Raw genomic sequence first — 21393 nt, forward strand, 5'->3', positions numbered from 1 at the left:
CAGTCGATGCGGAGCCGATGGTCCGCACCGTCGCTTCGGTTGATTTACAATGAGGCGATGAAATTGCGTAGCCCCTTACAGAGACTCTTCGCCGGAGCGTTGCTGACGTTCGCCATCGCTGGCCCATCTGCGGCGGAGGACTCGGTGATTACCCCAGAACAGCCCAGTGGCATCGGGGGGTTTTTCAGCCAGCATTGCTTGGAGTGTCATGGGCCGGATACGGCGGAAGCGGACATTCGCTTGGACCGAATACCGCTGCCGACGCAGCCCGGGCCGGTTGCGCAAACCTGGACTCGCGTGCTCGAAGTGATCGAATCGGGCGAGATGCCGCCCGCGGGGATGGAGCGTCCCAAACCGGATGACATCGATCGCGTCCTCGATGAACTCGGGACAGCCTTCGCCGATTCATGGCAGACGCCCTCGACGTCGCTACGACGCATGAATCGGCGAGAGTACGAGAACATCGTTCACGACTTGCTCGGTATCGATGCCCCCTTAGCCGACGTGCTGCCCGAAGACAGCAGCGTGCAGGGGTTCGATAATGTCAGTGACGGGCTCAGCATTTCGGCCGTGCTGATGGAACGCTATCTCGAGGCGGCTGATACCGCGTTCGATGCAACCATCCGCCGGATCAAGCCCTTGCCGCCCGCCACCCGCCGCGCCGAAATGATGCAGGTGAAGGACAACATCGACGCGGTGAAGAAGAAGAAAGGCGGTGTGATCGAGGTCGATGGCTCCTTTGTTGACTTCACGCCCGGGTGGCCGCCGGTACGAATCGATCCGGCACATCCCATTGAACCGGGGCGATACCGTTGCCGCGTGGCCGTATGGCCTCACAATCCAAATGAGCGGACGCTCGCCGTTGCCCTGTTTGTCGGTCCCTTGTTCGGGCCAGGCACCCAGACACCAATCGGTGTTTTCGATGTCACGGGAACCTCGAGTAACCCACGCATCATCGAGTTCACCGCCGACATGGAGGCTGGCGAAACCATCCATATCCGCTCACGGATCTGGCCCGAGCATGTGACGTGGCGCGACAAGAAGAAAGAAGATCGGCCAGGAATTGGCATCGCGTGGGCCGAAACCTACGGTCCCCTGGACCAAAGTTTCCCATCCGCAGCACAGCAGCGACTCTTTGGCGACTCACCTACCATCGAATTGGTCCCGGCCGAAGGAATCTATCTGCGGCATCGTAAAGGCGTGAAACGACATGTGGTGACATCCTCGGATCCCCGAGTGGATGCGGCCCGCATCATCGATAAGCTGGCGCGTCGTGCCTTTCGCCGTCCGCTCCGCGATGAAGAGGTCCTGCCTTTTGTCGAGCTGGCATGGGATCGTTTGGCCGCGGGCCGGTCGTTTGAGCAAGCCGTCCGCGCCGGCGTGACCGCGGTTTTATGTTCTCCACAATTCTTGCTGCTCAACGAAAACCCCACTGGCAACGCCCCCTCACCGGCAGATCGCAATCGCATTGATCCCTTCGCTCTGGCTTCGCGGCTCTCCTATTTCCTGTGGTCCTCGATGCCCGATGAAGAACTCCTGAAACTCGCGTCGAACGACCAACTCAGTGACCCAAAAACGTTCGCTGCCACGGTCGATCGAATGCTAGCCGATCAACGCCGCGAACGGTTTGTTGATAATTTCACGGGACAATGGTTGGACCTGCGTGATATCGAATTCACGACGCCCGACAAAAGAATGTACCCCGAGTTCGACCCGCTGCTGCAAGTCGCGATGCTGAGCGAAACGCGGCACTTCTTTCGGTACCTTCTCGATCACGATTCGAGTGTGCTCCACTTCATCGACTCGGACTTCACCTTTCTCAACGAGCGACTAGCACGTCATTATGGGATTCCGGGCGTCAAAGGGCATGAAGAATTTCGCAAGGTGGAACTCCCCGAGACGAGCATCCGCGGCGGGTTGCTGACTCAAGCGAGCATTCTCAAGGTGACTGCCAACGGCACATCGACTTCACCGGTACTGCGTGGTGTTTGGGTGCAAGACCGCTTGCTCGCCCAACCTTTGCCACCGCCACCACCAGGCATCCCGGCGGTGGAGCCCGATATCCGAGGCGCAACCACGATTCGCCAACAGTTGGCCAAGCATACCGAGATCGGTACATGCGCTACCTGCCACCGCCGGATCGATCCAGCCGGCTTTGCTCTGGAACGCTTTGATGCGATCGGTGGCCAGCGTCAATGGTATCGAGCGATCGGAGGTGGCGACCCCTTACCCGGCAAACTGCCCTACGCAAAAGGTCCCGACCTCGATCTGGCGGCGACGCTGCCCGATGGCCGGTCGTTCGAGAACTTTCGAGAGTTTCGCGCGTGTCTCCTGGCGAATGAAGAGGCTGTCGCGCGGGCGATCGCGACCAAGTTGTTGGTCTATGCCACGGGTCGCCCCTTGTCGCTGGCCGATCGTGCTACGATTGATTCGATCGTCGAATCAACACGCGGCCATCGGTGGGGGCTTCGGTCGATGATCCATGCCGTGACCACGAGCGACCTGTTTTGGAAACCTTAGTAGCAAGCTGAATCGTTGGAACTGCTTCTACGTCGTCTGCAAATCAAGCCATGAAATCAAACCTCGATCGACGCACACTCCTGCGGTCTGCTGGCGTGGCCATCAGCCTGCCACTGTTGCAGTGCATGCATCACCGAAACGAAGCACGGGCCCAGCAGTCCGCTCAGGGCGCCGGCGATCCGACCCAGGTCCGCAGATTGTTGGCGATCAATGCGCCACTGGGCTTGCACACTCCTCACCTGTTCCCCGCCCAAGCTGGCCGCGAATACGAGGTCACCCCATATCTCGAGCCTCTCCAACCACTGCGGGAAAAGTTCACGATCATTTCGGGACTGATGCACCCGGACGTCGATGGCGGACATACAGCCGAGAACAGTTTTTTGACCGGTGCCGCCCATCCGGGACAACCCAGCTTCCAGAACACGATCTCGGTGGACCAATTGGCAGCCGAACAACTCGGCCACCTCACCCGGTACCCTTCGCTCGTCTTATCGGCGAACAACAGCAGTCTTTCCTACACACGCTCAGGCGTGCAAATACCGTCACAGAAACGCCCCTCACGACTGTTTGCGGACCTGTTCTTGGAGGGCAATGAAACGGAAAAAGCAGCGAAAATGCGCCGCATCGAGGACGGGCAAAGCGTCATGGATTTGGTGCGAGAACAAACCAGACGTCTCACCCGAGTCGCTGGTAAGGAGGACAACCGCACCTTGGATCAATATTTAACGAGCGTCCGTGAACTCGAGCAACGCTTGGTGCAATCTGCTCAGTGGGCAAAGCACCCCAAGCCAGATGTCGACTACCAACCACCGACGGACATCGACGAGCGAGAGAATTTCTCTGGTCGAATGCGGTTGATGTATGACATGATTTTTCTGGCACTGCAAACCGATTCGACGCGGTTGATTACCTTCCAGGGAGCCGGGGGCCATGAAGTCGTCCAGCTCGAAGGTGTCGATGATGGCTGGCACAACCTCAGCCATCATGGTCGCGATCCAGAGAAACTCGAGATGCTGACGATCATCGAGAAGGAAGAAATGCGTCTGTTCGCGGAACTGCTCCAGAAACTCGATAGCGTTGAGGAGGGCGAGCACCGGTTGCTCGACCAGACAGCAGTCCTCATGGGATCAAACTTGGGAAACGCCTCGAGCCATAGCAATGCCAATCTCCCGATCATCGCAGCGGGTGGGCATTTCCAGCACGGCCAGCACTTGAAATTCGAGCCTCAGGATTCCCCGCCACTCTGCAATCTGCTGGTCGACTATCTCCAGTTCTTGGGATTGGAAACAGACCGCTTCTCGTCAGCAACGGGCACCCTAACTGGTTTGCTTCGATCACACTCCGCGTCGTGACCTCGCGGCGACACCAGCTCGAAGTTTCTGTATGATGGGGTGGCGTTCAAACCCGCGGGTTTGACGAGCATACCGCCTGCACGCATCGGCTTTAGAGGTAGTAAATGACCAGCGATGCAGCGAGGAGCGCAGAGGCCCAAAAAGCCATGGAGTTCGTCGACCAGGTGCGGCCGAGTAAACCCGTTTGGGAAAACAGATTGCCGGCCGAGACGAGCATGCGTCCGATCCCCTTCAGGCACGCGTTGCGAACCGCATGATCGATGGTGATGATGCCACTGCGTAGCTTGGAAACGACTCGAGGAATCGCCACCCGGTAGAACCAATCGGTGTCCAGGATGGTCGCCCGCTGCTCCGCTGGATACCACCCCGTTTTCATCAAGAACACAAACGCCAGACACGCAAACATCAACAGTTGTAGCTGTGTGACCACGTGCGTTGTCGTGTACGGCCGGTACTCCAGCGAGTGCGGCAACAACGCGTACAACAGCGGGTAGGCGATTCCGAGAACGATGCACCCCGCCGACGCCAGCGCCATCGCTACCAACATATTCCGCGGCGCCTCGGGCACCCGTTTGCCACTGTCGTGAGCAAAGAACGCGAAGAAAGGTATCTTGATCCCGGAATGCTCCATCACGCCCGCCGAGGCGATAAGCAATACGATCCACACGCCCAACATGTGTTGCTCAGCCGCCGCTGAAATGATCATCGACTTGCTAACAAATCCACTCAGCAGCGGAAATCCTGAAATCGCGCCCGCTCCGATCAAGCAGAATGTGGTCGTCCATGGCATCGACTTGTGAAGCCCACCGAGTTCGGTTGCTTTGATCGTGCCGACCCGGTACAGCACCGCGCCCATCGACATGAACAGCAGTGATTTATAGATAATGTGGCAGAATGCGTGAGCCACCGTGCCATTGATGGCGAGCTCGGTGCCGATGCCAATTCCCACGACCATGAATCCGAGCTGATTGTTGAGGCTGTAGGCCAAGACTCGACGCAGATCGTTCTCGATCACGGCAAAGACGATGGGGAACAACGTCATCGTGCAGCCGACCCAGATCAACGGCTCGAAACCGGCGAAGCCGCGTATCAGGGAATACACAGCGAGCTTCGTCGTGAACGCACTCAAAAACACGGTGCCCGTCACGGTCGCCTTGGGGTAGGCATCCTGCAACCAATTGTGCAGTAGCGGAAAGGCACACTTAATCCCGAAGGCTACCAAAATCAGTTTGCCTGCCAGCGTCAAGCTGTCGTCGGGGCCGACCATGGATGCAAACGTGAGCGATCCCGTCTCGACATACTGTACGATCGCGCCGGAGAGCAGCAACACGCCGGAGGTGACCTGGATGATCAGATATCGCATGCCCGCGTGGTAGGAGCGTTCGCTGTCACTCGCCCAAACCAGGAATACGCTCGAGATCGCTGTCAATTCCCAGAACACGAACAGCGTCAGCAGATCACCTGAACAGGCAGCAGCGATCGCGGCACCGGCGTACAACACGCCCGCAACATGTTGCCGAGTATCACGGACATGCAGCGCATAGATCGCGGAAATGATCGCTGCTAAATGGAACACGATCCCAAAAGGACGCGAAATCGAATCAATTCGCACCAGATTCAGATCCGCCCCAAACAGTGTCATGTTGCCATAGTTTCCAACCGGCGTCAGAACAAAGACCACGAGACTGGCCGCAGAGAGCATGAGCACCGCCCATGCCTGCATTCGTCGTCCCAGCGAGGGTAGCAATAGCGAACCGGCAATCATCAAGAACCCCGGCGGCAGATCAGCGATCGCTGTCATGATCAGCCTCCTGAGATTCGTAGTAATCCTCGGGCCGCGATACAAACACACGCAGCAACCGACCCAAGAAGACGATCACGACGAACGAAACGAATCCAAACCAAGCCTGGAATGCGAAGCTCGTTTCAATCGGGAAATGTGGATGAGGGTTGGTGTAAAACAGGTCGGCCAATGCCAACCCAGTACAGATGATGACTAACGCAATGATCATCTTGCGGATATTGGATGGACGTTCAAACCAACTGGGATCGCTCGGTGTCGGCGTCGTTTTCATTTTGTTGCCCCTGGGGTGGATCCGGGGATATTCATCATCGCCGATGCACTCTCGGTCACCGGCAACAGAATTTCATAAATCCATTGAGCGGCAAAGAACAAGGCAACGCTGCCAATGGCCGTGATACACAGCGGCACAACACATAGAAGTGGCGCTTCCTGCATCTCCGAGAACCAACTCGACTTAGCCGTTGTCTCGCCATCGGTGGAACTGGAGGGAGACTTCATGAACGCACGGATAGGAATGGGCACCAAGTAAGCGATGTTCAGTAGCGAACTCACCATCAGTGCTGCCGTGAGCCAGTACTGATGCGTTTCTACAGTGCCGATGGCCAGAAACCACTTGCTCCACGCGCCGCCACCGGGAGGCAGCCCGATAATGCTGACCGAGGCAATCAGGAACGCAGCAAAGGTCAGTGGCATCTTCCGACCGAGCCCGTCGAGCTCGCTGATGTTTTTCTTGTGAGCGGCGACATAGATCGCTCCGGCGCAGAAAAAGAGCGTGATCTTGCCGACCGCGTGCATCGCGATATGCATCCCACCACCAATCACACTGTTCGGAGTCGCCAGCATGGCGCCGAGGGTGATGTAGGCGAGCTGGCCGATCGTGGAATAGGCCAACCGAGCCTTCAAGTTATCCTTGGTCATCGCCACCAGCGACGCCACAACCAGCGTGAAGCCCGCCACATAGGCCAGATACAGACTCACACCGCTTTCCCGCAGCAGTTCCAGACCGAAGATGTAAATGCAAATTTTCAAGACGGAGAACACACCGACCTTCACCACGGCGACGGCGTGCAACAGCGCGCTGACCGGAGTCGGTGCCACCATCGCAGCGGGTAGCCAGCGATGAAACGGCATCAACGCCGCTTTGCCGATCCCGAATGTAAACAAACCGATGAGGATGCCCAGTCCAGTTTGCGAAATCCGCCCGCTGGCAACGGCTTCCGACAGAATCCCGCCGATGCGAAAATCCAGCGTCCCGGCGAGCGACCAGGTCCACACGATCGCCAGCATGAACAGGCCGATCGATGTCGATAGCAGAATCCCGAGGTACACGCGGCCACCGCGACATGCTTCCCGCGTGCCATGATGCGTGACGAGTGGGTAGGTCGATATCGTCATCAATTCATAGGCGACGAAAAGAGTGAACAAGTTCGCGGAGAAGGCCGCCGCCAAGGCTGCAAAAATTGCGATCGCAAAACAAACAAAGAACCGCGTTTGATGTTGCTCATGATGCCCCCGCATGTAGCCGACGGCGTAAGCGGTTGTCAGGATCCACAATCCCGCCGCAACCAGGGCGAACAGCATGCCAAGCGGTTCGACGCGAAAAGCGATTTCGAACCCGGGCAGCATCTCGCCAAGTGACCACTGAGGCCGGCCTCCCGAGAATACGGTCGTCGACAACCACACCGTGGAAATAAACACCAATCCAGCCACGACCCCCGAGCATCCGTCTCGGAGGTTGGGCATCCGGCCAAACAAGACGACCAGCACGACCGCCACGAGCGGCAGGCCGAGCGAGATTCCAATCAGTGTTTCGGGAGCCACCTAGGGAGCCTCCCCTAACAGCGCGATCGCTGCAGCATGGGCAATGCCTGCCGAGTAGGTCGTCCAAACACCAAACACCAGCGTCCCTCCGATCAACAGATAGGTAGGGATCAGCATTCGCAGCGGCGCTTCGGTGGCCATCGCTGCCGCTTCACTCGGCTCAGCAAAAAATAGCGTCTCCACCACCCGCCAGATGTAGACAACGGCCAACAGCGAACTGACGAGCATGAGCACCGCGATCGGCCACCAGCCCGCTTCGAAAATACTCGTCAGCAACAACCACTTGCTGATAAAGCCCGCCGTCAGTGGCACACCGATCAGCCCCAGCCCGCCGATCACCCAGGCCGTCGCCGTCCAAGGCATCGTCCGCCCAGCCCCCTTCCAGTCCGACATCTGAACGCTGCCTAAACGCAACACAAAGCAGCCCACCACCATGAACAGACCACCTTTGATCAATGCGTGATTGAACATGTGAACGATCCCGCCCGAGAGCCCGGTCGGCGTCGCCAGTGAGATCCCCAGTAGCATGTAGCCGACCTGAGCGACGCTCGAATAGGCGAGCATGCGTTTGATATTGTCCTGGTAGATCGCTGCCGTCGACGCGATGAAGATCCCCGCCAAGGAAAAGAACATCAGCTCGGTATCGAGCGGCAGGAAATTGAAAGCGAACCCTGGAGAGATAATGCCATAAATCAAACGGACAAAGACGTACACCGAAACTTTCGTTGACGTCGCCGCGATGAAGCACGTCACCACCGAAGGGGCGTATGTGTAGGCGTTGGGCAACCAGGTGTGCACAGGGAAAACCGCCATCTTGATACACAAGCCAACGGTCAAGAATGCAAACGCAACGAGGACCGTCCGAGGCCCGTCCTCGTGCGGCACCCGCGCGGCAATCTCGTCCATGTTCAGCGCTCCGGTCATTTGATAGAGCAGGCCGATGCCGATCAAAATGAACGTCGCCCCGATGCTGCCGAGAATCAGATACTGGAACGCGGCGAGCGGTGCCCGACGGGTTTTCCCCAAGCTGATCAGCGCGTAGGACGATAGCGATGAAATCTCCAAAAAGACAAACACGTTGAACAAGTCACCCGTCACACACATGCCGAGCAGACCGGTCAGGCACAGCAGGTATGTCGCGTAAAACAAGTAGTGCTTGGAGGCGGGAATCTCGTCGCGAACGCTCATCGGCGCGTACAACAACACCGCCGCGCCGATGCCAGAAACGAACGTCAGCACGAACCCCGAAAACACATCGACACGGTATTCAATGCCGTAGGGCGGATGCCAATTGCCCAGGTCATAATAGATCACACCATGTTCGAGCGCCTCGTCGAGCATCGTGACGCTGCATGCAAACGTCAGGATCGAGACAAGGAGCGCGAGCGTGTAGGCAGCGCGTCCGTTGCCCAGCAGAACGCAGATCGGTGCCGCCATCAGTGGCAGCACGATCAGCAGAATAGCCAAGTGAGAATCAATCGCGTCGATCAATGAATTTGCCTCGCATCCTGTTGCCTCATTCGCCGCGATCCAGTTCGAGGATACGTTCTTCGTCGACCGTTCCGTAGTCCTCTCGAATCCGCACAACCAATGCGAGAGCCAAGGCCGTCGTTGCAATCCCAACTACGATCGCCGTCAGCATCAAAACACTCGGCAGCGGATTGGAGTACACGATGTCGCCTGCGGCATGAACCGCCTCCGCGGCGCCCGCTCCGTGCTCGGCGACCACCGCGCCGTGCTCGGCGACGCCCGCCCCGTGCTCCGCGACGCCCGCTCCGTGCTCGGCGACGCCGCCCGCTGCCGCGCCAGCATGAGACTCATGGGCCGATTTTTGGGCTTCGACAATTGCTGGTGGAATGATCGGCGCGGTCCCGTTGTTGACCTTACCCATCGTGATGTAAAGCAAGAACACGGAGGTCTGAAAGATATTCAATCCAATCACTGATTTGATCAGGTTCTTACGTGCTAGCACGATGTAGAAACCCGTCATCATCAAGAAGATCACCATCCAGTAGTTGTACAGCCCCGCGATCGTTTCAAGTGTCATGAGCGTGTTTCCTTCCCGCGAACGCATAGAAGATCATCGTCATCACCGACGCCACCGTGATTCCCACGCCGAGCTCAACCAAGAAAATCCCCAGGTGCTGACCGCTTGGCACATGCCACTGCGTCAGCACGTGATGTTCGAGCACGCTGTAGTCGAGAAACTGACCACCGAGGGACATCGTCAGCACGCCTGTTCCCGCATAAACGAGCACACCCAACGCCATGCCCTTCTCGATAATCCGCGGAGGAGCCACCCGCTGAATCGCTTCGAGCCCGAACACCAATCCATACAAGATCAAAGCCGAGGCAAAAATCACGCCCGCTTGAAAGCCGCCACCGGGGCCGTAGTCGCCATGGAACTGCACGTAGAGTGCGAACAACAGGATGTAGGGAATCAACAGCTTCGTGATGATTCGGATGATCGGAAAGCGGCTCATGCGGGCTCGTCTCCCGCAGAAGGCTCGGTAGCGGATGCCTCTTTGGGGTCCCGACGCAGAATCAATAAGACCGCAATCCCAGCGGTCAGGACCACTGTCGTTTCACCAAGCGTGTCGTAGCCTCGATAACTCGCCAGCAAAGCTGTCACGACATTGGGGAGTCCATGCATGTCCTCCACCGAACGCTCGACATAAGAGGGCGACGGATAAAGCTGTACCGGCGCGTCGGGGGCGCCGAGAGCGGGCATATCCAGCGTCCCGTAGACCAAAGTCGCTCCGGTGACGACGACGATTAATATCGGCATCCACGAGGACTTGCGGGGAATGTCCTCGCCTTGGCCCGTCAATGCCATCGTACTGAGCATCAACACAGTCGAAATCCCTGCTCCGACCGCAGCTTCGGTGAACGCGACGTCTGGAGCGTCCAAGATCATCATCCAGCTCGCGCTCAGAAAGCTGTAGATCCCTGTGAACATGATCGCCGCCCACAATTCGCGCAGGCGGGCAATCGCCACCGCCGTGATCGCGAGCAGTGCGAGCAAGGCAAATACGATTATGTTCATTGACGGATTCCTTCTCCCAGCATCGGCAGTTCCACCTCTGACTCAACATCCAGTTCTGGCTGCAAGCCTTTCGATAATGCTGATTTGGCCAACGCGTGGGACGAACTCGGAGTCGTGATCGTCAGAAAGAACAGAATCACAAACAATTTGAAGGCAGCCAAGGTGGGACCGGCGAGCAAAATCAAACCCACAATCACCAGGCCCGCACCCATCGTGTCCGTGATCCCGCCACCGTGCATGCGGGAATAGAACTCGGGCAAACGCACCAGGCCGATCCCGCCGATGATCGAGAACAACGCACCAGCGATCAAGAAGCAGTAGCTGATGACTTCGAGTGCGATCATGGTGATTCCTCTCGCGGCGGAACGTTGTCGCTGAAACTGTTGTATTGGGTAAAACGCAGCAGCGCGACCATGCCGACAAAATTGATCAGGCTGTAAAGCAGCGCCAGGTCGAGGAAATCGCTGCGGCCGGTGAGAAAACTGACCACGCTGATTAACAACACGGTCTTGGTGCCGAACATATTCAAGGCCAGGACTCGGTCAAACACTGTTGGGCCGAGAGTCGCCCTGACCAGTGCGAGTGACATCGTGACCAGCACGCCGACCGACGTCGCCATCAGCATGGCGCTGGTTAGATCAGAGGGAAGTAAATCAGGGGTCATCGCGACCTCTTTTTGTCAGATGCCTTAGTGGATTTCTTGCTCACAGCGACGTCAAACGAATCACTACCACTGCGTTCGAGCCGACAAACCCGTCGCCCGATCCCCCCGGACATGTCTTCCTTGGTCTCGAGCAAGGCGAGGCCATGGACGAGAACCTCGTTACCACGCAGTCTCACCGCCACGGTTCCGGGCGTGAGCGTGATCGAATTGGCGAACACCACCCGGCCGAGCTCGCTTTTTTGATTGGCGGGCACGCGAATCAAATTTCGCCGCAGCGGCATCACCGGCGACAGAATAATCTTGGCTGCCGCGATGTTCGCTCTGACGATCTCCCGGGTCAGCCAGATGGCGTAGAAGACCACCGATAGCAGGCCCAGATGAGCAGGCGCCCCCTCTTCATCGACGATTCGCATCCGCGTGGTCAGCCACAGGCAGATCCAACACGAGACAATGCCCAGGGCGATTAGAAAGGCATTATCGAAGTGCCCCGACCAGAGCAGCCAATTGGCTAGCAGGGCAACGAAGAGAGCGAGGCCGTTTTTCACGTGAATAGCAGACAATCCGTGGGAGAAGACGCGTGCGAAGGCTGAGCTCACCGCAGTGGCAGTCCGACCGCGGCCATAATCTAAACCGCAGTGCCCGGGCAAGGCAACCAGACTGTTGGCTACGTCCCCCGGCGAACCTAGCAACGCCCGAGGCCGCTGGGACGGACTGCCAATCTGAACGGACCGAACCCACCAGGCCTAGACCAAATCCACGCAAAGCACTGTGACAACAAGGCTTACGATCGCAAACCAGCGGTCGGCACGCGGATTGCTCCAGTGGGCTCGCTAACGCCGCGTCGCTGCCACATTGGCCAGCCCTCGGTCACTCGCCGCCGCTGCGGCACCCTGGAGGTGCTCGGTCGCGCGGCCCGCTGTCGAAAAAAATCTCGGCATACTGACTCCACGGCATCCCACATTTTCCCACTACCGACCACGATACAGAAAGGTGTCACGGACATGGCAACTGCCACGAAAAAGGCTTCGAAGAATCGCTTGCAACCCCTCGGCGAGCGGATTGTTATCCAACGTGAAGAACGCGAGAGCACCACTGCGGGCGGAATCGTGCTGCCGGATTCGGCTCAGGAGAAGCCCGCTCGCGGCACCGTGATCGCCCTCGGGACCGGCAAGCAACTCGACGATGGCAGTCGTGCCCCCAGCCAACTCAATGCGGGCGATCGCGTTTTGTTCAGCAGCTATGCTGGCGAAACGATCGAAATCGACGACGTCGAATACCTGTTGATGCGTGAAGACGATGTACTTGCCGTGATCGGCTAGTGCTCGGCTCCGCCTGAGTCTTTCATCTTTCCAACCATTCCAACCATATATCAGTACACCATGCCAAAAATCATTGCATTCGATCAAGAAGCCCGCGAAGCGATCCGTCGCGGCGTCGGAAAGCTCGCTCGTACCGTCAAGGTCACGCTCGGTCCCAAGGGCCGCAACGTGATTCTGCAGAAGAGCTTCGGCAGCCCCACGGTCACCAAAGACGGTGTCACCGTCGCCAAGGAAATCGACCTCGAGGACGTCTATGAGAACATGGGCGCTCGCATGGTCCGCGAAGTCGCTAGCAAGACCAGCGACGTGGCCGGTGACGGTACCACCACCGCGACCGTGATGGCCGAAGCGATCTTCAACGAAGGCCTCAAGGCCGTTGTTGCTGGCGTCAACCCAATCCAAATGAAAGCCGGCATTGAAGCAGCTGTTGCCGATATCACCGCACAACTGCACTCCATGGCCGTGAAGGTCAAGGACAAGGAAGCGATGGCAAACGTCGCGACCATCGCTAGCAACAACGATCGCGAAATCGGCGACCTGCTCGCCGACGCGATGAGCAAGGTCGGCAAAGACGGCGTGATCACCGTCGACGAAGGCAAGAGCCTGCAGACCGAACAGGAATGGGTCGAAGGCATGCAGTTCGATCGCGGCTACCTCTCGCCTTACTTCGTGACCGATTCGGCCAGCATGGAAGTCGTCCTCGAAGACGCCTATGTGCTCGTTTACGAGAAGAAGATCAGCAACATCAAAGACATGGTGCCGATGCTCGAGAAGGTTGTCCAGCAAGGCAAGCCTTTGTTGATCATCGCCGAAGATGTCGACGGCGAAGCCCTGGCGACGCTCGTGATCAACCGCCTGCGTGGCACCTTCACCGTCGCTGCGGTCAAGGCACCTGGCTATGGCGATCGCCGCAAGGCAATGATGGAAGATATCGCCATCCTGACCGGCGGTAGCGCCATCTTCGAAGCACTCGGTGTCAAGCTCGACAGCGTCGACCTGCCACAACTCGGCCGTGCCAAGAAGGTCATCATCGACAAAGACAACACCACGATCATCGAAGGTGCTGGCAAGTCGGCTGACATCCAAGCTCGGATCGCACAGATTCGCCGCGAGATCGAGAACTGCAGCAGCGATTACGATCGCGAGAAGCTCGAAGAACGACTGGCAAAACTCGCCGGTGGTGTCGCCAAAGTCAACGTGGGCGCCGCGACCGAAAGCGAAATGAAGGAAAAGAAAGCACGCGTCGAAGACGCCCTGCACGCTACCCGCGCGGCCGTCGAAGAAGGCATCCTGCCCGGTGGTGGCGTGGCCCTGCTGCGTGCTTCGGGCAAGGTCAGCCCTACCGAAGACATGACCGACGACCAACGCGTCGGTTACAACATCGTGCTGCGTTCGTGCCGCGCACCGCTGCACATGATCAGCGAAAATGCTGGTCAAGATGGTGGCATCGTGTGCGAGAAAGTTCTCGCCATGAAGGGCAACGAAGGCTACAACGCGTTGACCGACGTGTACGAAGATCTCGTCAAGGCCGGTGTCATCGACCCGACCAAGGTGACCCGCACGGCACTCGGGAATGCCGCCAGCGTTGCGACGTTGCTGCTGACTAGCGACGCACTGATCGCCGAGAAGCCCAAGTCGGATGGCAAGTCCGGTCACTCCGGCGGAAACGATATGTACTGAGCCTCCCGGCGAGCTGATCGTTGAACGACTCTTGAAAACCCTCTCGCTTCAGCGAGGGGGTTTTTTTATGGCAATCGCCGCCGTGCGGGCGTCGTGAACTGTCATGCCTCGCTCGCCCTAGCGAGCCCCTACCATCTAGACGATGCACAGTGTTACCTACCGAGCGAACGCCGCATGGATTAGAGTCAAACGATACGATGGAGAACGCGTTTCGCAGGAAGGCCCATGAAACGATTCCACCGGATCCACTCGAGGTTCACCCGCCGCTCGGGGCGAACGTCCCAAGCTACCTTGCCTACTTTTTTCATCATGAATGAGCTCTCACTCTCCTCTCGCCTGAACGCTGCCTGGATGCTGGCGCGGCGTGAATGGACACGCTTCTTTCGGCAGCGCAATCGGGTCACCGCCGCTGTCCTGCAGCCACTGCTGTTCTGGCTACTGTTCGGAACGGGGCTGAGCGGATCATTTGCGTCCGCCGGAGGCGAGAGTTTTATGCAATTCTTCTTGCCCGGCACGGTCGCTTTGATCGTGCTGTTCACGGCGATCTTTGCCACGATTTCCGTGATTGAGGATCGCCGAGAAGGTTTTATGCAGTCCGTACTCGTGTCCCCCGTGGGACGTTTCCCTGTCCTGATCGGCAAGGTGCTTGGCGGCGGTGCCATCGCGTGGGTCCAGGCAATGCTGTTCCTGGTTTTAGTGTATCTCGTTGCTGCGATCACTCAGTCGACGGCGCTGCCTACCGTTGGCGCCTCGCTGCCGCTACTCATGCTGCTGCTCGCTGTGATCGCGATCGCCATGTGCGCGCTCGGGATGATCGTTGCTTGGCCAATGGAAAGCACGCAGGGTTTCCACGCGATCATGATGCTCGGCTTGATGCCGATGTGGTTGTTGGCGGGGACGTTCTTTCCCATCCCGCAGTGGAGTATTCACGGCCCCGCCGGAGACGTCGGGTGGGGCGGATGGGTGCTCGCTGGGATCATGCGAGCCAATCCGCTGAGCTATTCCATGCTCGAACTGCGGCGGTTGATTAACCCGGGGCTGGACCTATCTTCTGCAGGTTTTTCCCCCAGCTCACTGACCTGTTGGACGGTGACACTCGTAGCAACGGCAGTGACCGTCGCAATCGCCTGGATGCTGATGCGTGGCAGTCGCCGCGCCGACACGATGGTTTGACCCCTCCCCACCTCCTTCCGATATTTAGTTCGCCATGAAAACCGCTATCAACGTCGCCCTGATTTTGGCCTCTGGGTTTGTCCTGGGTGCCATCGTCCGCGAAATGCGGGCTCCCCGTCACGCTGGCCCTCCCCCGGGCGAGGTTGTCTACACAGACGAAAATGCAGCAGCTGACAATGTTTCACTCGCTGCCGCTGATGTCGAGAACGACACTCCGACGAAGCCACCCGAGGACGAAGAATGGCTCAGTCGGTTTGAACTGACCGAACGCAGCGGCGAAACCGTCTCCAGTAACGACTTGGAGGGCACCCCTTATGTCGTCAGCTTTTTCTTCAGCACCTGCCCGAGCATCTGCGTGCAGCAGAACCAAAAAATCCAAGAGCTGCAGGAGAAATTCAAGGGCCGTGGCGTGAAGTTTGTCGCGATCTCGGTCGACCCGGAAACCGACACTCCTGAGGTACTGCGCGACTACTCGGCACGGTTCGGCGCCGATCCCGACCAGTGGCTGTTTTTGACCGGAGACCTGAATTACATCCGCCGCATCGGGGCTGAAATCTTTCGCCAGCCGGTCAACAAGCAGTTCCACACTGAACGCTTCGTGCTGGTAGATGGAGAGGGAAAGATCGAGGGCTTTTACAATTGGCCTGAGGAAAAGCAGTTTAACAAGCTACAGCAACGGATCGATGAACTGATCGACGGCTGAGCTGCAGCGGCAGGTGAGACGGCCTGATCTCGAGCCGGCTGATTTGGCATAGAACATGCACCTCAGCGCAGGGTTAAAATCCTTTCCTCCGCTGCGGAGCACGATCCTATGCAAAATACGCCCGAAATCGAAGCAACTTTGAGCCAACTGACCGATTTGTGCTGTGACGCACTGCAGGGCGATGGCGAGTTCAACGACGAACAGGCAGAGCGGTTGACGGTGAACCTCGCCACAAATGGCTGGAAGCAGCATTCCAAAGAGGGCCCGCCTCTGTCGACAGTGCTGAAAGACCGGGTCCGCACGCAGTGCCCCGAGCCAGCAATCCATCGCGGCGCGGCGATCGATGGTGTCGTCGCCAAGGTCTCACGACTCTACGAGCAAGCCTCGCGATTTGACGACCACGCCCCCGACAACGAATCGCCGGAATCGCTGCCCCCTCGCACGCTCGGCTAGGCTTTAGGTCCAGTCCAGGTCAAGCGGCAGATCGTTCAGGTTCTCAGGGCCGTTCTCGGTGACAACGAGCATGTCTTCGAGACGCATGCCACCGGTCCGCCGCCCATAGAGCCCCGGTTCGACGGTAAAGACCTCGCCGGCGAGCAGCTCACCGCCACCCTCGTCGAGCAGGATGGGCTCGTGCACGTCGAGCCCGATGCCGTGGCCGGTGCCGTGCTGGATCGACGGCTCGTCGGTCAGCTCGCCTCGGTGTGACTCATACCCCGAAGCTTCGAGCGAACTGAGCACGGCGCGGTGCACGGCGTCGCCTGTTCCTCCGGGAACCAATTCCGCCTCACCTGCGGCCTTCGACGCGGCCACAGCCGCATGCATCCGAGCGAGCTCTTCGCTGATCGTGCCGTGCACGACGGTGCGGGTGCAGTCGCCGTTGTATCGGGTTGATTCATCGCGGGGAAATAGGTCGACGATGATCGGCACGCCCGTCGACAGCGGCCCCGTGCCCGCGTGGTGACAATCGGCTGAATCAGGGGCCGATGCGACGATGGCGCCGTGGCTCATCGTGAACCCCCGGTCCATGAACAGCCGCGCTGCGAAAGCGCGAAGCCGCTCGCTCGTTAACAGGTAGGCCTCATCGATCAGGTGCCCGTCATCATCCACGGAGGCCGTGGCGATCCGGCGACAAATCTGCAGCATGACCTGTTCGGTCACATGCTGAGCTTGACGCAGTGAGGTGATCTCGGCTTCCGTCTTGACGCGGCGATCGACCACGCCGAGCTCATCGTCGTAATCGACTTCGATTCCCGCTGCAGCAACGTGATAGGCGTAGACCATCGGGAGCGTCCGGTCGCAGCGGACCCGCGAGACGCCTTCCTTGAGCAAACAGGCGGCCACGGCTTGCGCGGTGGCCGTATCGCGATCGGCGCTGAGTTCGCCGTCGATCGGCGTGAAATCGGCCGGACAAAAGACGGTCCCCAATTCGATCGCGACGCTATCATCGCCCGTATCGGACCCGACCGCCTGGACGCGATCCATCTCGAGGTCGCGCACAATCCGGATTTTGTTGCCCGAAGGCAATCCGATGCACGCTGAGGGATCGCCCAGTGGCAGTCCGACGCGACGAAAGAGGCTTGGATTCCGATCGGGCAAACCTGCGAGCAAGGTTGCCGATCCGGAGGAATGAGGGACGGGTGGCGAGGCGTTCCTCGACGCGTGAATCATGGTTTGGTGAATCATAGAGCCTAGTTTAACGCACCGAGGCAGCCCTCCCAAGTGGCCGAGATTCGTCCCGGGGGGCTGCTACTAGCGATAGCCCGCGGTTTGCTTCACAATGACACCTCTCAAACGTCGCATAAGTCCCCCACATCAAAGGAACGAGAATGTTCAAGGTATCGGTTCCAGCCGCGGCTGTCGGATTGCTCTTGGTCGCATCAATCGCTGCTAACCGCAGTGCAGCCAACGATGCTGCGCAAGCGGGGGACGCCACGACGTGGCCGCAGTGGCGGGGAGAGTCACAGCAGGGTGTCGCCGGCCAGATCGATCTACCGATCCAGTGGGATGAGGCGGCCACCAAACGCATCGAACTCCCTGGTAGCGGAGGCAGCACGCCCGTCGTCGCGGGGCAGACGGCGTATCTCACCAGTGGCGTGGACGGCAAAAACACTCTCATCGCCATCGACGTTGATCCCGAACTGGACGCACCGGAAATTCTTTGGCAAGTCGACCTCGGCGAGGACCGGGGCAACAAGCACCGCAAGGGTAGCGGCAGCAATCCATCTGCCATCATCGACGGCGAACGCGTCGTTGCCTATTTCCGCAGTGGCGACCTAGCGTGCGTCGACACCGCAGGGGAGATTATCTGGCACAAGAATGTGCAGGAGCAATTCGGGGAAGATTCGCTGTGGTGGGATCTGGGATCCTCGCCGGTCAAGGTCGGCTCGCTGGTCGTCGTCGCCGTGATGCAGACCGGGCCGAGCTACCTGGCCGCCTTTGACATCGCTACCGGTGAACTGAAGTGGAAAACGGATCGCATCACCGACGCCCCCGAGGAAGCCGCTCAGAGCTACACCACGCCGTTGGCAGTAGAAATCAACGGCCAACCCGCGATTGCAACCATGGGCGCGGACCATTTGACGATTCACAATGCCGCCGACGGAAAAGAACTGGGACGCCTAGGCGGTTTCAATCCCGGCGGCGAAAAATTCTTCCGCTCCATTGCATCCCCCGTCGCAGAGGGCAACTTGATCATCTGCCCCTACTCCCGCGGAGCTACCCTGACGGCCGTCGACATGTCGAAACTGGTCGCCGGCGCGGGCCAGGACGCGATCGTCTGGTTTCGTGACGACATCGGCGTCGACGTGCCCACTCCCGCTCTCCGCGACGGCGTCGTCTACCTGATCTCCGACGTCAAACACGACAAGGGAACCGCCTACGCCCTGGACGCCGAAACAGGCGAAACTCGCTGGAGCGTCGATTTGCCGCGGACGCGTCGGAGCTATAGCAGTTCGCCGCTCTTGGTGGGCGATCGGATGTATATCACGAGCGAAGACGCGGTGACGAACGTGATCGAACCGCTCGAAGAAAACGCCGAAGTCGTCGCGACCAATCAGGTTGACGACAATGAGGAGTATACTGTGGCCAGCCCCGTGCCGATGAGCGGGCAACTCGGGCTGCGGACGAAGAGCCATCTCTACTTGATGGGCAACTGACAATACTCGGTTAGTCGCGAATTCGAATTCGCGTTACACTCCCACTATCTCACTTACCAATGAAAACGCGAGTTCGCTGGGCTTCCGACCCAGCCATGTGGCTCGCGACTCGATAGGAAAACGACATGGCCAAGGACTCACCGTCCCCTTCTAAAGAACCGACTGACCAAGACGGCGGTCGCCGCAGCGGCAATCCGGTCATGATTGCGCTGGTGATCGCGGCTCTCGCGGCGCTGTTGTTCCTCAATCGTGGGGAAGAACGCGACACCATCACCGCCAAGTTCTTCCAGGATCAACTGGGCAAGAACAATATTGAATCGGTTCAGATCGGCGATCTCGAGGTGACCGGCAAGTTCAAAGTGGCACCGGAGAAGCCTTTCCCCGAGGGCAAAAACATTGACGAGGACACCAAACCAGAGGAATACCGCAAGGAGTTTGTCTTCACCCGGCCGGCCGGGACCGAGTACGCCACCGAATTGGCCAAGCAGTTAGAGTCCAAGGGCGACCAAGTCGAGAACTACGAATTTCGAAAGCCCGACTCGACCGCTGCCATCATGCAGGTACTGCTCATGCTGGTCCTGCCGCTGGGGATTCTCTTCCTCATCTTCACGATGATCCGCCGCAGCCGCAACGAGATGATGGGCGGCGGTGGCTTCCTGTCTGGATTCAGCAAGAGTCCGGCCAAACGATTTGAAGCCACCGACAAAGTCATCACGTTTGACGATGTCGCGGGGCTGCAGGGCGTTAAAGCCGATCTTCAAGAGATCGTCGAGTACCTCAAAACACCTGACAAGTTCTCTCGGCTCGGTGGCCAGGTACCCAAGGGCGTGCTGCTCAATGGGCCTCCCGGAACAGGCAAAACGCTGCTCGCCCGAGCGGTCGCTGGTGAGGCAGAGGTGCCCTTCTACAGCGTCAACGGCAGCGAGTTCATTCAAATGTTCGTCGGTGTCGGTGCCAGCCGCGTGCGAGACTTGTTCAAAACCGCCAAAGAGAATTCACCGTCCATTATCTTCATTGATGAAATCGATGCCGTCGGTCGCCAACGCGGTGCCGGTTTGGGCGGTGGCCACGATGAGCGCGAGCAAACCCTCAACCAAATCCTCGGTGAAATGGATGGTTTCAGTGGCAACCACGCCGTCATCGTGATCGCGGCAACCAACCGCCCCGACGTGCTCGATCCCGCGTTGCTGCGGCCTGGCCGATTCGATCGACACGTCACCGTTGGTCGGCCAACGATGAAAGGACGCGAGGAAATCTTCAAAGTCCATGTCCGTGATGTCCCGCTCGCCGAAGATGTTGACCTGCATCGACTCGCCGCAGGAACCGTTGGTTTGACTGGAGCCGACATCCGGAACATGGTCAACGAAGCCGCCCTGTGGGCCGCTCGACAGGACAAGAAAGTCGTCGAGATGGAAGATTTCGATTACGCTCGCGACAAGATCTTGATGGGAGCCAAACGTGAGGAGGTCTTGCAGGACGACGAGAAAGAGAAAACGGCCTACCACGAAGCCGGTCACACGTTGACCGCGTGGCACCTCGAAGGCTCCCACATCGTTCACAAGGTCACCATCATCCCTCGTGGCCGGGCACTCGGCGTCACCCAGTACGTGCCCAATGAAGACCGGCTCAGCATGAGCAAGAAGGAACTCTTGCATCAACTGATCGTTCTCCTGGGCGGCCGTGCGGCGGAGAAAATCATCTACAGCGAAACCTGTGTCGGAGCTGAAAATGATCTCGAGCGAGCCACCAGCATCGCGCGGCGAATGGTGACCCACTGGGGCATGAGCCCCAAGATCGGGCCGGTTAGTTACAAAACGAGCGATGAGGATCCGTTCCTCGGCCGCGAAATCCACCAACAGCGTCAATTCAGTGAGCATACCCAAGAACTGATCGACGAAGAGGTCGCGAGGTTGCTGCTCGAAGCCGACCAGAAAGCGGAACAACTGCTCCGGGAACACCGCGGGCAACTCGAGACGATCACGCGAGGGCTGCTCGAACGAGAGGAACTCAGCGAGGTCGAACTGACCGAATTGATCGGCCCATCGATCCACAAACGCAAGGGCGACCGCGAGGGCAAGGTCGAACAGATCATGGCCCCCGAAGGTGCCGCCGAACGCACGCCTGGCGCCTCGATCCCTCAAGAAGAATGACAC

The 21393-nt window shown here is 58.7% G+C and carries 20 protein-coding genes; 9 read left to right on the plus strand and 11 right to left on the minus strand.

All coding sequences use genetic code 11. The features are described 5' to 3' along the window. Window positions 1-57: 57 nt before the first annotated feature. On the plus strand, window positions 58-2520 hold the full coding sequence (locus CA85_RS12465) for a DUF1592 domain-containing protein (RefSeq protein WP_186774905.1): 2463 nt from the start codon (window positions 58-60) through the stop codon (window positions 2518-2520). A gap of 50 nt (window positions 2521-2570) precedes the next feature. Beyond that, on the plus strand, window positions 2571-3872 hold the full coding sequence (locus CA85_RS12470; RefSeq protein WP_146391657.1) for a DUF1552 domain-containing protein: 1302 nt from the start codon (window positions 2571-2573) through the stop codon (window positions 3870-3872). 91 nt (window positions 3873-3963) lie between these two features. Here the strand turns inward: CA85_RS12470 and CA85_RS12475 are convergent, their stop codons facing one another. Genes CA85_RS12475 through CA85_RS12520 form a run of 10 tightly spaced genes read right to left on the minus strand, consistent with a single transcriptional unit; the run spans window position 3964 to window position 11752 of the window. Beyond that, window positions 3964-5673: a Na(+)/H(+) antiporter subunit D gene (locus CA85_RS12475; protein ID WP_146391658.1), complete on the minus strand. Its 1710-nt coding sequence runs from the start codon at window positions 5671-5673 to the stop codon at window positions 3964-3966. Continuing rightward, a complete protein-coding gene (locus tag CA85_RS12480) occupies window positions 5657-5947 on the minus strand; it encodes a hypothetical protein (protein WP_146391659.1) in 291 nt (96 codons plus the stop codon). Before CA85_RS12480 ends, CA85_RS12475 begins: the two co-directional genes overlap by 17 nt. Next, window positions 5944-7497: a proton-conducting transporter transmembrane domain-containing protein gene (locus CA85_RS12485; RefSeq protein WP_186774906.1), complete on the minus strand. Its 1554-nt coding sequence runs from the start codon at window positions 7495-7497 to the stop codon at window positions 5944-5946. The genes CA85_RS12480 and CA85_RS12485 overlap by 4 nt, the downstream gene beginning before the upstream one ends. After that, on the minus strand, window positions 7498-8964 hold the full coding sequence (locus CA85_RS12490; protein WP_246112739.1) for a monovalent cation/H+ antiporter subunit D family protein: 1467 nt from the start codon (window positions 8962-8964) through the stop codon (window positions 7498-7500). A gap of 49 nt (window positions 8965-9013) precedes the next feature. Continuing rightward, a complete protein-coding gene (locus CA85_RS12495; RefSeq protein ID WP_146391661.1) occupies window positions 9014-9544 on the minus strand; it encodes a sodium:proton antiporter in 531 nt (176 codons plus the stop codon). Then, window positions 9534-9980 (minus strand): Na(+)/H(+) antiporter subunit B, encoded by a 447-nt coding sequence (locus CA85_RS12500; protein WP_146391662.1) that lies wholly within the window; start codon window positions 9978-9980, stop codon window positions 9534-9536. Before CA85_RS12500 ends, CA85_RS12495 begins: the two co-directional genes overlap by 11 nt. Further along, window positions 9977-10543, minus strand: coding sequence for a DUF4040 domain-containing protein (locus CA85_RS12505; protein ID WP_146391663.1), 567 nt, complete (start codon window positions 10541-10543; stop codon window positions 9977-9979). The genes CA85_RS12500 and CA85_RS12505 overlap by 4 nt, the downstream gene beginning before the upstream one ends. Next, on the minus strand, window positions 10540-10887 hold the full coding sequence (mnhG, locus tag CA85_RS12510) for a monovalent cation/H(+) antiporter subunit G (RefSeq protein ID WP_146391664.1): 348 nt from the start codon (window positions 10885-10887) through the stop codon (window positions 10540-10542). The genes CA85_RS12505 and mnhG overlap by 4 nt, the downstream gene beginning before the upstream one ends. Beyond that, a complete protein-coding gene (locus CA85_RS12515; protein WP_146391665.1) occupies window positions 10884-11207 on the minus strand; it encodes a monovalent cation/H+ antiporter complex subunit F in 324 nt (107 codons plus the stop codon). The genes mnhG and CA85_RS12515 overlap by 4 nt, the downstream gene beginning before the upstream one ends. Then, window positions 11204-11752, minus strand: a complete 549-nt coding sequence (locus tag CA85_RS12520; RefSeq protein ID WP_146391666.1) for a Na+/H+ antiporter subunit E — start codon at window positions 11750-11752, stop codon at window positions 11204-11206. Before CA85_RS12520 ends, CA85_RS12515 begins: the two co-directional genes overlap by 4 nt. A gap of 456 nt (window positions 11753-12208) precedes the next feature. Between CA85_RS12520 and CA85_RS12525 the strand changes: the two genes are divergently transcribed. The 5 genes from CA85_RS12525 (at window position 12209) to CA85_RS12545 (ending at window position 16535) form a co-directional block, all read left to right on the plus strand. After that, the gene (locus CA85_RS12525) at window positions 12209-12526 is read left to right on the plus strand and encodes a co-chaperone GroES (RefSeq protein ID WP_146391667.1); all 318 of its coding nucleotides are present in this window, start codon (window positions 12209-12211) and stop codon (window positions 12524-12526) included. A gap of 60 nt (window positions 12527-12586) precedes the next feature. Then, entirely contained in the window at window positions 12587-14206 is a 1620-nt protein-coding gene (gene groL, locus CA85_RS12530) for a chaperonin GroEL (protein WP_146391668.1), read from the plus strand. Window positions 14207-14515: 309 nt separating this feature from the next. Then, window positions 14516-15379, plus strand: a complete 864-nt coding sequence (locus CA85_RS12535) for an ABC transporter permease (RefSeq protein ID WP_146391669.1) — start codon at window positions 14516-14518, stop codon at window positions 15377-15379. Window positions 15380-15413: 34 nt separating this feature from the next. Then, window positions 15414-16082: an SCO family protein gene (locus CA85_RS12540; protein WP_146391670.1), complete on the plus strand. Its 669-nt coding sequence runs from the start codon at window positions 15414-15416 to the stop codon at window positions 16080-16082. Window positions 16083-16190: 108 nt separating this feature from the next. Next, on the plus strand, window positions 16191-16535 hold the full coding sequence (locus tag CA85_RS12545; RefSeq protein ID WP_146391671.1) for a hypothetical protein: 345 nt from the start codon (window positions 16191-16193) through the stop codon (window positions 16533-16535). 3 nt (window positions 16536-16538) lie between these two features. On the opposite strand, the gene CA85_RS12550 is transcribed toward CA85_RS12545, so the two are convergent. Further along, window positions 16539-17768 carry a M24 family metallopeptidase gene (locus CA85_RS12550; RefSeq protein ID WP_146391672.1) on the minus strand — a complete coding sequence of 410 codons (1230 nt, stop codon included), beginning with the start codon at window positions 17766-17768 and terminating at the stop codon, window positions 16539-16541. Window positions 17769-17911: 143 nt separating this feature from the next. Between CA85_RS12550 and CA85_RS12555 the strand changes: the two genes are divergently transcribed. Together CA85_RS12555 and ftsH are read left to right on the plus strand one after the other, a co-directional pair. Continuing rightward, complete coding sequence (locus CA85_RS12555) at window positions 17912-19240, plus strand: outer membrane protein assembly factor BamB family protein (protein ID WP_146391673.1); 1329 nt, start codon at window positions 17912-17914, stop codon at window positions 19238-19240. Window positions 19241-19365: 125 nt separating this feature from the next. Next, complete coding sequence (gene ftsH, locus CA85_RS12560) at window positions 19366-21390, plus strand: ATP-dependent zinc metalloprotease FtsH (RefSeq protein ID WP_146391674.1); 2025 nt, start codon at window positions 19366-19368, stop codon at window positions 21388-21390. Window positions 21391-21393: the final 3 nt, after the last annotated feature.

Origin of the sequence: Allorhodopirellula solitaria, assembly GCF_007859855.1 — a bacterium.
Taxonomy (GTDB): domain Bacteria; phylum Planctomycetota; class Planctomycetia; order Pirellulales; family Pirellulaceae; genus Rhodopirellula; species Rhodopirellula solitaria.

Coding starts and splice junctions, on each gene's coding strand:
- CA85_RS12515 (WP_146391665.1), bottom strand. CDS start 11,207: ATGACCCCTGATTTACTTCCCTCTGATCTAACCAGCGCCATGCTGATG.
- mnhG (WP_146391664.1), bottom strand. CDS start 10,887: ATGATCGCACTCGAAGTCATCAGCTACTGCTTCTTGATCGCTGGTGCG.
- CA85_RS12550 (WP_146391672.1), bottom strand. CDS start 17,768: ATGATTCACCAAACCATGATTCACGCGTCGAGGAACGCCTCGCCACCC.
- CA85_RS12495 (WP_146391661.1), bottom strand. CDS start 9,544: ATGACACTTGAAACGATCGCGGGGCTGTACAACTACTGGATGGTGATC.
- CA85_RS12480 (WP_146391659.1), bottom strand. CDS start 5,947: ATGAAAACGACGCCGACACCGAGCGATCCCAGTTGGTTTGAACGTCCA.
- CA85_RS12500 (WP_146391662.1), bottom strand. CDS start 9,980: ATGAGCCGCTTTCCGATCATCCGAATCATCACGAAGCTGTTGATTCCC.
- CA85_RS12540 (WP_146391670.1), top strand. CDS start 15,414: ATGAAAACCGCTATCAACGTCGCCCTGATTTTGGCCTCTGGGTTTGTC.
- CA85_RS12535 (WP_146391669.1), top strand. CDS start 14,516: ATGAATGAGCTCTCACTCTCCTCTCGCCTGAACGCTGCCTGGATGCTG.
- CA85_RS12470 (WP_146391657.1), top strand. CDS start 2,571: ATGAAATCAAACCTCGATCGACGCACACTCCTGCGGTCTGCTGGCGTG.
- groL (WP_146391668.1), top strand. CDS start 12,587: ATGCCAAAAATCATTGCATTCGATCAAGAAGCCCGCGAAGCGATCCGT.
- CA85_RS12555 (WP_146391673.1), top strand. CDS start 17,912: ATGTTCAAGGTATCGGTTCCAGCCGCGGCTGTCGGATTGCTCTTGGTC.
- CA85_RS12545 (WP_146391671.1), top strand. CDS start 16,191: ATGCAAAATACGCCCGAAATCGAAGCAACTTTGAGCCAACTGACCGAT.
- CA85_RS12525 (WP_146391667.1), top strand. CDS start 12,209: ATGGCAACTGCCACGAAAAAGGCTTCGAAGAATCGCTTGCAACCCCTC.
- CA85_RS12505 (WP_146391663.1), bottom strand. CDS start 10,543: ATGAACATAATCGTATTTGCCTTGCTCGCACTGCTCGCGATCACGGCG.
- CA85_RS12465 (WP_186774905.1), top strand. CDS start 58: ATGAAATTGCGTAGCCCCTTACAGAGACTCTTCGCCGGAGCGTTGCTG.
- ftsH (WP_146391674.1), top strand. CDS start 19,366: ATGGCCAAGGACTCACCGTCCCCTTCTAAAGAACCGACTGACCAAGAC.
- CA85_RS12475 (WP_146391658.1), bottom strand. CDS start 5,673: ATGACAGCGATCGCTGATCTGCCGCCGGGGTTCTTGATGATTGCCGGT.